The organism is Ursidibacter maritimus (assembly GCF_009761395.1).
GTDB lineage: Bacteria > Pseudomonadota > Gammaproteobacteria > Enterobacterales > Pasteurellaceae > Ursidibacter > Ursidibacter maritimus.
Map to the genome: position 1 here is coordinate 39759 of NZ_LEKN01000038.1, position 7432 is coordinate 47190.

Here is a 7432-nt window from a genome sequence, read left to right on the forward strand (position 1 = left end):
ATCTTAGGATTATTTTTACCACCCTACTGCTTGGTGGGCGACAAAGTTGCGTAATGGTTTGGCGTGGTTTAAGGTAATTAAACCTAGATTACGGGCAACTTGAATGGGTAGAAAATCGCAAGAAAATAGCGTAATCAAACCGCTTGTAGTTTGCATAATACGCTGTTGATCGGCTGAACGTTGTTGTGCATATTCGTTCAATAATGTAGAGCCACCAAGATCTTGTTTCCCTTCAAAAGCTTGACCAACGAGATTTGCCAACGTAAAGAGATCTCGCATTCCTAAGTTAAACCCTTGTCCTGCAACAGGGTGTAATAGTTGTGAAGCGTTCCCCACAATTGCGAGCCGATGATGGATATGGGAACTTGCCTTTTGAGATGAAAGCGGATAGACAAAGCGTTTGCTAACTTGAGTAAATTTCCCTAATTTCCAGCCAAATTGTTGTTGAATATCCTGTAAAAAGTCTGTGTCAGACATTGCCATCGCTTGAGTAGGATCTTGCAAGCACCAAACGAGCGACATTGTATTATCAGCCAAAGGAAGTAGGGCGAATGGGCCTTGTTTCGTGAAACGCTCAAAGGCTTGGTTATCATGTGGAGCGGTTGTTTTGACATTAGCAATGATTGCCGACTGCTGATAATCTCGAATACAGTCAGTGCTTACGCCACACTGTTGAGCAATTTGAGATTGAATACCGTCTGCGGCAACGAGTAAAGATGTTGTAATTTGTTTATTGCTCTGTAAGGTAATTTGACAAGCGGTAAGATCACGCTCAATTTTTACAATGGTATCAGGGCAAAAAATCTGAATGTTCGGCTGCTGAGCAATCAGTTGATTAAGCTGTTCGCCTAATGTTGCCAGCTCAACCACCACGCCTAGTTGCGGTAAAGCTAATTCATCAGCTTTTAAAGTGGTTTTGCCAAAATGATTTTGGTCAGAAACGTGAATTTGTTGAATTGATGTAGCGATTTTTCGGATACGTTCGGCAAGATTTCTGCCCACAAGCGGTTCGATTTTCGCTAATTTTTGCAAGCTACCATAAGCCAACGCAATGGAGCGAGCATCAAATCCCCCTTGTTCAGCATAATTCAGGGGGCTTTTTTCGATAATCACAATATTAAGCTGATGAGCAGTAGCGGAACTCAATGCAAGAGCAAGGATTGACCCTGTAATAGCACCGCCGACAATCACGACATCGGCATCTAATTTTTCTCGTGTTTCTGACCATTCAGCCATTATTTTACCTCAATCAATGCTTTGTTATTATCCGCATCAAAAAGTTTCCCAACAGGGTATAGTGAAACTTGAGCTGCTTTTGCAATTTGTTGAACGGAAGCGACCGCTTCAGGCTTAACAGCAATCAGTAAACCGCCAGATGTTTGTGGATCACATAAAATGGCTTTTTGTTCATCAGTGAGTGGTGAAATCCATTGCCCATAACTATCAAAATTACGTTGTGTTCCACCAGGTACTGCACCTTGAGCAATATATTCTTTTACGCCATCAAGGGTATGAATTTGTTCGCTATATACTTCGGCTCTTAATTGAGAGCCTTGGCAAATCTCGGTTAGGTGTCCTAATAAACCAAAGCCAGTCACATCAGTCATTGCGGTAATTTCAGGGATTTTGGCAAATTCAGCTCCGATTAAATTCATCTGACACATTACATCACGCGCGAGATTTTTATGCTCCGCTTTGAGTTTTCCTTGTTTTTCCGCCGTGGTTAATACGCCGATACCTAATGGCTTGGTTAAGAATAATTCACAGCCAGCTTGAGCAGACGCGTTTTTCTTCACTTGCTCCGTTGAGATAATACCTGTTACGGCTAAACCGAAGATAGGTTCTGGCGAGTCAATAGAATGACCGCCAGCGAGAGCGATACCAGCTTGCTGACAAGCGAAACGTCCGCCTTCTACAATTTTTTGTGCGACTTCGGCAGGTAGTTTATTGATTGGAAAACCTAAAATAGCAATTGCCATAATTGGTTTGCCCCCCATCGCAAAAATATCACTAATCGCATTCGTGGCGGCAATTCGCCCAAAATCAAATGGGTCATCAACAATCGGCATAAAGAAATCGGTTGTGCTTACGATACCGACACCGTTGCCAATATCATAGACGGCAGCATCATCTTTCGTTTCATTGCCGACTAATAAATTCGGATCGATAAATTTGGCTTGTTCCGTATGCAAAATTTGCTCTAAAACTTTAGGGGAAATCTTACAGCCACAGCCAGCACCGTGGCTATATTGGGTTAAGCGAATCGGTTCGTTTTGCATAATCTACCTCTGTTCTTATTTAGCCTAAATAAAGATGGTTAGCTCAATTCTACTCCGATTTGCAAAAAATTGACAGTAACCGACCGCTTGTAACTATGTTAAACTAGCTACATTGAGCAATTTTACAGTCAATCGCTATGCCAATTATCAATCAATCTGCCCTTGTTGCTTATAGTGCGGAGCAGATGTATCAACTTGTAAACGACTATGAAAAATACCCACAATTTTTATCTGGCTGTGTGGGAGCAAGTACGCTAAGTTTAGGCGAAAATGAGCTCAATGCTGAGCTTGTTATTCAGAAACTGGGAATTAGCCAGCGTTTTAGCACGCACAATACGATGATTCCTAATCAGAAAATCACAATGGAACTATTAAACGGTCCTTTTCGTTATTTGAAAGGCTATTGGGCGTTTCAGCCTTTTGATGAACAGAGTTGTAAAATTACCTTACAGCTTGAGTTTGAATTTTCAAATGCTTTAATTGCAATGGCATTTGGCAAGATTTTTAATGAACTTACTTTAAAAATGGTCAATGCGTTTAAACAACGAGCCAAGGAGATTTACGGTGTCTGATGCAGAGAAAACAGAAAAAATTGTGGTAGAAGTGGTTTATGCTTATCCCGAAAAGTATTTTTTGAAGAAGATCGAATTAGATAACCCGATCTCAATTCAGAATGTGATTTTACAATCGGGTGTATTACAAAAATATACGGAAATAGATTTAAGAGAAAATAAGATCGGCATTTTCAGCCGACCTGCGAAACTCACCGATCTAGTTGAAAATGGTGACAGGATCGAAATCTACCGCCCACTTATTGCCGATCCGAAAGAGATTCGCCGTAAACGAGCAGAGCAGCAGAAGAAGTAACATTGCTAATTTTGTCGCTATTTTTTATAAATATCTTCCCCATCTCTACGAGTTTTGAGTAAGCGTAAAATCCAGACATATTGTTCTGGATTTTTTTCAACAAAATACTCAATAATTCGGTTCATTTCTCTTGCAGATTGTTCTGGGCTTTCATCAAATTCAATTTGTGGCAAAATCTCAATTTGATAAACGCCTTTTTCAGCGTTGTAAATCGGAAACATTGGTATAACAACGGCATTCGTTACTCTTGCCATTTTGGCTAAACCGGGTAGGGTAGCCTTTTCTGTGGCAAAGAATGGTGCATAAACACTTAGGTTCTCTCCATAATCTTCATCGGGAAGAAAGTAGCCTAAATTACCTTTACGCACATCATTTAAGAAAGGTTTAATTCCGTTTTGTCGAGTGTGCATTTTCCCACCGAAACGCTCACGAGTTGCGTTCCATAACCAATCGACTAATTGATTACGATGTGGGTTATACATGGATACCATTGGCATTCCGTAAGTGTGCATCACAATTCCTGACGCATCAATCGCCCAAGTATGTGGAACAAGCAAAATCACGTTTTTTCCCTTTGCTCTTGCCTCTCGAACAATCTCCAAGTTAGAAAAGGCACTGCGTTTTTGGATATGTTTCACCGAGCGAATGCCAATTTCACCTATCCCCAACATTGTTTGGGTGACAGTAATAAACATTTTTTCGATAATTTCTGCTCGCTGTTGCTCACTCCAATCGGGAAAACAATAACGTAGATTGACATCTGCACGATGATATTGTTTTTTACCTTTTAAGTGGCGAGCTACAATCTTGCCTACCCAAACACCAAGTTTATCGCGTAAACGAAACGGAACATATGCCAAAATAATTAGCCCCAAAACGCCAAGCCATACGCCCCAGTATTTAGGGTGTAAAAAATGCCAAGAAAATTGATGTTGATAGCCAACTTGTTGTGTAAAACGTCCCATTGTTATCTCTCTTAATCGTTATTTGCGTTTTTGGTCGATCTTATTTTTTAAGGCAAGAATAATCCCTAAACCAATAAAAGCACCAGGGGGTAAAATAGCCAGTAATAAGCCACTTTCAAGCTGAAGTAGGTCAATTTTTAAACTTTTTGCCCATTCGCCGAGTAATAAATCTAATCCGTCAAATAGCGTACCATTGCCGATAATCTCACGCAATGCACCTAATAAAACTAAGCTTAAGGTCATACCAATGCCCATTGAAAAGCCATCAAAGGCAGAGTGGATAAGATTATTTTTAGAAGCAAAAGCCTCTGCACGCCCAATCACAATACAGTTCGTTACAATCAATGGAATAAAAATACCTAATGATTGATAAACAGGATATGCAAACGCATTCATTAGTAGCTGAATAGCGGTAACGGCAGTGGCAATAATCATCACATAAATAGGAATACGAATGTCGTGCGGCGTTACCTTGCGAAAGAGCGACACACAGCTATTGGTAATAATCAGTACCAGTAGCGTTGCTAAGCCTAGCCCTAACGCATTGGTTACGTTATTGGACACCGCAAGTAGCGGACAAAGCCCAAGTAGTTGGACTAAAGCACCATTATTTGACCAAACGCCTTGTGTGAAAATATTTCCCCACACAGATGTTTGCGGAGTTTGGGGAATATCATCATCAATTTGTTGGATTGGAATTTGATTATCTGCCATATTTTGCCTTTTATTCTTTACAATCGCTAAAGGTTTCAATTAACTGTGGATGATGTTTCAGTTCGGTAATGACCCATTTTGCTGTTTGTCGAACTTTATTTACTACCGCTCTTGGTGTGATTGTCGCCCCTGTGAACTGATCAAAATCACCGCCGTCTTTTTTTACCGCCCAATGATTTTCATCGTCTAACGTAAATGTTTTATCATTAAAGCTATAAATCCAGTTAGAAATACGAGTTTCAATTTTATCGCCAAGCCCTGGGGTTTCTTTATGTGCTAATGTCCGTACGCCTAGCACTTTACCATCAGGCTGAATACCCATAAGTAGCACGATATTCCCCGAATAGCCATCAGGTGCGGTAGCTTGTAATGCGTAAGCGGTAAGATCTTGCCCTTTTTTTGCACTGTATAGTTTATTGAGATAAGGGGCATCGGGTAGCTTAATCGTTTTACAACTACTTAGAAGATCATTGTCAAAATAGTCTTGTGGTACAACTTCAAGCAATAAATCTCGTTGCTGTTGTGCGACAACTTGATCTATTCGCCCTTTGGTTAAAAGATAGATCCCTGTTGAGATGGCAGCACAAACTAAGGCGATTATCCCTAAAATGAGGGCATAAGTTGTAGTGATTTTAGAAGTTTGCATTATTTTCGTCCTAGTTGTGTACCATATAAACGAGGTTGAGTATAGTGATCGATCAACGGCACACAAATATTGGCTAATAGCACAGCAAAGGCAACACCGTCAGGGTAGTTACCTAAATAGCGGATCAAATAAACTAATAACCCAACCAATGCACCAAAGATCAATTTGCCTTTCGGTGTAATTGAAGCAGATACAGGATCGGTCGCAATAAAAAATGCACCAAACATCATTGCACCACTGAATAAATGGAGTGGCATAGCCCAGATCGCATCACTGTTTTCCGATAAAAAGAGATCGTGAAGTAAACTAAAAATCGCAAAGGTCGATAACATTGCCATTGGAATTTGCCAATGGATAATGCGTTTATAAATCAGCACTAACCCACCGAATAAAAAGGCTAAATTCATCTGTCCCCAACCGCCAAAGAACACTTTTTCAAGCAGATCATCAAATAACATAGCACGATAAGTGCTATCTTTAATACTTGTCATCGCATTTTTTGAGCCATCTAATACCGTTGCGGAAGAAATTCCATCCACACTTTGAATAAGCTGGTGAATAGTAAAGCCATCGGTAGTAATGCCTTGAAAAATCAGAGCAAAACTATCCGCTAAAGTCGGTGGTTCACTCAATAATGCCGCAGGCGGTAGCCAAGCGGTCATTTGTACTGGGAAAGATACCAACAGCAACGCATAGCCGATCATCGCAGGGTTAAATAAATTCTGTCCCAATCCACCATAAACGTGTTTTGCAAGTAACAATGCGACAATCATTCCAACGATGATAATCCAATAAGGTGAATAAGGCGGAATTGCCATTGCTAAAATAAAAGCAGTTAAAATACCCGACATATCTTCCACATAGAAAGCGGTCGGTTTCTGGCGAAGTTTTGCAACGGCAATTTCAATAATAATGGCTAAACTTACCGCTAGTGCGATTTGAATAAGCACACCGTACCCAAAGAAATACCACTGCACAAAAAGTGCAGGTAGCATCGCAGCAATCACCCATAACATAAAATTAACGGTGAGATTGTTCGAGTGAGTATGGGGTGAGCTGATCATTTTGAACATTGGTATCTTTCCTTGTTATATATAGCCCATTAAATTTTCGGCAAATGTATATTTAATCGAATGGTGAGCATACGAATTGCAATAACGGTTGTGACGGTTGCTACATCAATCCAATTACTTTCAAAACCAGCTTCGCGGAACAAAATGAAGATAATACCACCGATTAAGCTAGCAGTAACATAGACTTCTTTTTGTAAAATAATAGGTACTTCATTACGCAAAATATCGCGGATAAGTCCACCAAAGCAACCTGTTACGCCACCAAGTGCGATACAAATAAGTGGGTGTAAGCCAAAATCCAGCCCTTTTTGCACGCCAATAACTGTAAATACGCCTAAACCGATGGCATCAAAAATCAGTAATCCCTTTTGCCAACCTGCTTTATTTAAGCTGTTACGAAAAATAGCAGTGATGATTACCGCAAGTGTAATCATTAATACGTAGATCGGTTGTTTCATCCAGAATACTGGAGTGCTACCGATCATCACATCACGCAATGTACCACCGCCGACGCCTGTTACAAAGGCAAGTACGAACATTCCAAAAAGATCCATTTTATGTTGTCTGGCCGCAATCGCCCCTGAGATCGCAAAAACGATAGTACCAATCAAATCTTGGATAAAGAGAAATGACCAAGGGAAATCTGGAATTAAATCGTGAATTGGGTGGCTCATTACGTTTCCTTATATCGTGTTATTTATGGCTATTTTGTTCAGCTTCTTTTTTCGCTTTAGCCCTTGCGATAGCAGCCGCCACAGCGGCTTTGCGTGGATCGGTTTCCACTGGTGTTTCAGTTGCAACTGTTGCGGTTGCTTCCACTTTTGCATTTTGTGGCTCGGAACTGACCGCTTGTTGAGCTTCTTTTTTCGCTTTAGCTCTTGCGATAGC

General features: G+C 40.5%; 10 protein-coding genes. 2 read left to right on the top strand and 8 right to left on the bottom strand.

What is annotated here, in order from left to right; genetic code table 11:
* Nucleotides 1-15: 15 nt before the first annotated feature.
* Nucleotides 16-1236, bottom strand: coding sequence for a 2-octaprenyl-6-methoxyphenyl hydroxylase (ubiH, locus tag A1D26_RS09060; protein ID WP_157403692.1), 1221 nt, complete (start codon nucleotides 1234-1236; stop codon nucleotides 16-18).
* On the bottom strand, nucleotides 1236-2279 hold the full coding sequence (gene selD, locus A1D26_RS09065) for a selenide, water dikinase SelD (protein WP_157403693.1): 1044 nt from the start codon (nucleotides 2277-2279) through the stop codon (nucleotides 1236-1238). The genes ubiH and selD overlap by 1 nt, the downstream gene beginning before the upstream one ends.
* A 137-nt stretch (nucleotides 2280-2416) precedes the next feature.
* On the opposite strand from selD, the gene A1D26_RS09070 reads away from it, so the two are divergent.
* Together A1D26_RS09070 and A1D26_RS09075 are read left to right on the top strand one after the other, a co-directional pair.
* Nucleotides 2417-2851 carry a type II toxin-antitoxin system RatA family toxin gene (locus tag A1D26_RS09070; protein WP_157403694.1) on the top strand — a complete coding sequence of 145 codons (435 nt, stop codon included), beginning with the start codon at nucleotides 2417-2419 and terminating at the stop codon, nucleotides 2849-2851.
* Complete coding sequence (locus A1D26_RS09075) at nucleotides 2811-3146, top strand: RnfH family protein (RefSeq protein WP_157403695.1); 336 nt, start codon at nucleotides 2811-2813, stop codon at nucleotides 3144-3146. Before A1D26_RS09070 ends, A1D26_RS09075 begins: the two co-directional genes overlap by 41 nt.
* A 17-nt stretch (nucleotides 3147-3163) precedes the next feature.
* Here the strand turns inward: A1D26_RS09075 and lpxM are convergent, their stop codons facing one another.
* The 6 genes from lpxM to A1D26_RS09610 form a co-directional block, all read right to left on the bottom strand.
* The gene (lpxM, locus tag A1D26_RS09080; RefSeq protein ID WP_157403696.1) at nucleotides 3164-4111 is read right to left on the bottom strand and encodes a lauroyl-Kdo(2)-lipid IV(A) myristoyltransferase; all 948 of its coding nucleotides are present in this window, start codon (nucleotides 4109-4111) and stop codon (nucleotides 3164-3166) included.
* A gap of 18 nt (nucleotides 4112-4129) precedes the next feature.
* On the bottom strand, nucleotides 4130-4825 hold the full coding sequence (locus A1D26_RS09085) for an electron transport complex subunit E (protein ID WP_157403697.1): 696 nt from the start codon (nucleotides 4823-4825) through the stop codon (nucleotides 4130-4132).
* A gap of 10 nt (nucleotides 4826-4835) precedes the next feature.
* Nucleotides 4836-5471: an electron transport complex subunit RsxG gene (rsxG, locus tag A1D26_RS09090; RefSeq protein WP_157403698.1), complete on the bottom strand. Its 636-nt coding sequence runs from the start codon at nucleotides 5469-5471 to the stop codon at nucleotides 4836-4838.
* Entirely contained in the window at nucleotides 5471-6544 is a 1074-nt protein-coding gene (gene rsxD / locus A1D26_RS09095; RefSeq protein WP_157403699.1) for an electron transport complex subunit RsxD, read from the bottom strand. The genes rsxG and rsxD overlap by 1 nt, the downstream gene beginning before the upstream one ends.
* Before the next feature lie 29 nt (nucleotides 6545-6573).
* Complete coding sequence (locus A1D26_RS09100; protein ID WP_157403700.1) at nucleotides 6574-7218, bottom strand: trimeric intracellular cation channel family protein; 645 nt, start codon at nucleotides 7216-7218, stop codon at nucleotides 6574-6576.
* 19 nt (nucleotides 7219-7237) lie between these two features.
* The coding region (locus A1D26_RS09610; RefSeq protein ID WP_198303155.1) for an electron transporter RnfC at nucleotides 7238-7432 on the bottom strand (195 nt) is incomplete at its 5' end.

Bases quoted from the DNA above. Each gene is read 5' to 3' on its own strand.
- ubiH (WP_157403692.1), bottom strand. From the start codon at position 1,236: ATGGCTGAATGGTCAGAAACACGAGAAAAATTAGATGCCGATGTCGTG.
- selD (WP_157403693.1), bottom strand. From the start codon at position 2,279: ATGCAAAACGAACCGATTCGCTTAACCCAATATAGCCACGGTGCTGGC.
- A1D26_RS09070 (WP_157403694.1), top strand. From the start codon at position 2,417: ATGCCAATTATCAATCAATCTGCCCTTGTTGCTTATAGTGCGGAGCAG.
- A1D26_RS09075 (WP_157403695.1), top strand. From the start codon at position 2,811: ATGCGTTTAAACAACGAGCCAAGGAGATTTACGGTGTCTGATGCAGAG.
- lpxM (WP_157403696.1), bottom strand. From the start codon at position 4,111: ATGGGACGTTTTACACAACAAGTTGGCTATCAACATCAATTTTCTTGG.
- A1D26_RS09085 (WP_157403697.1), bottom strand. From the start codon at position 4,825: ATGGCAGATAATCAAATTCCAATCCAACAAATTGATGATGATATTCCC.
- rsxG (WP_157403698.1), bottom strand. From the start codon at position 5,471: ATGCAAACTTCTAAAATCACTACAACTTATGCCCTCATTTTAGGGATA.
- rsxD (WP_157403699.1), bottom strand. From the start codon at position 6,544: ATGTTCAAAATGATCAGCTCACCCCATACTCACTCGAACAATCTCACC.
- A1D26_RS09100 (WP_157403700.1), bottom strand. From the start codon at position 7,218: ATGAGCCACCCAATTCACGATTTAATTCCAGATTTCCCTTGGTCATTT.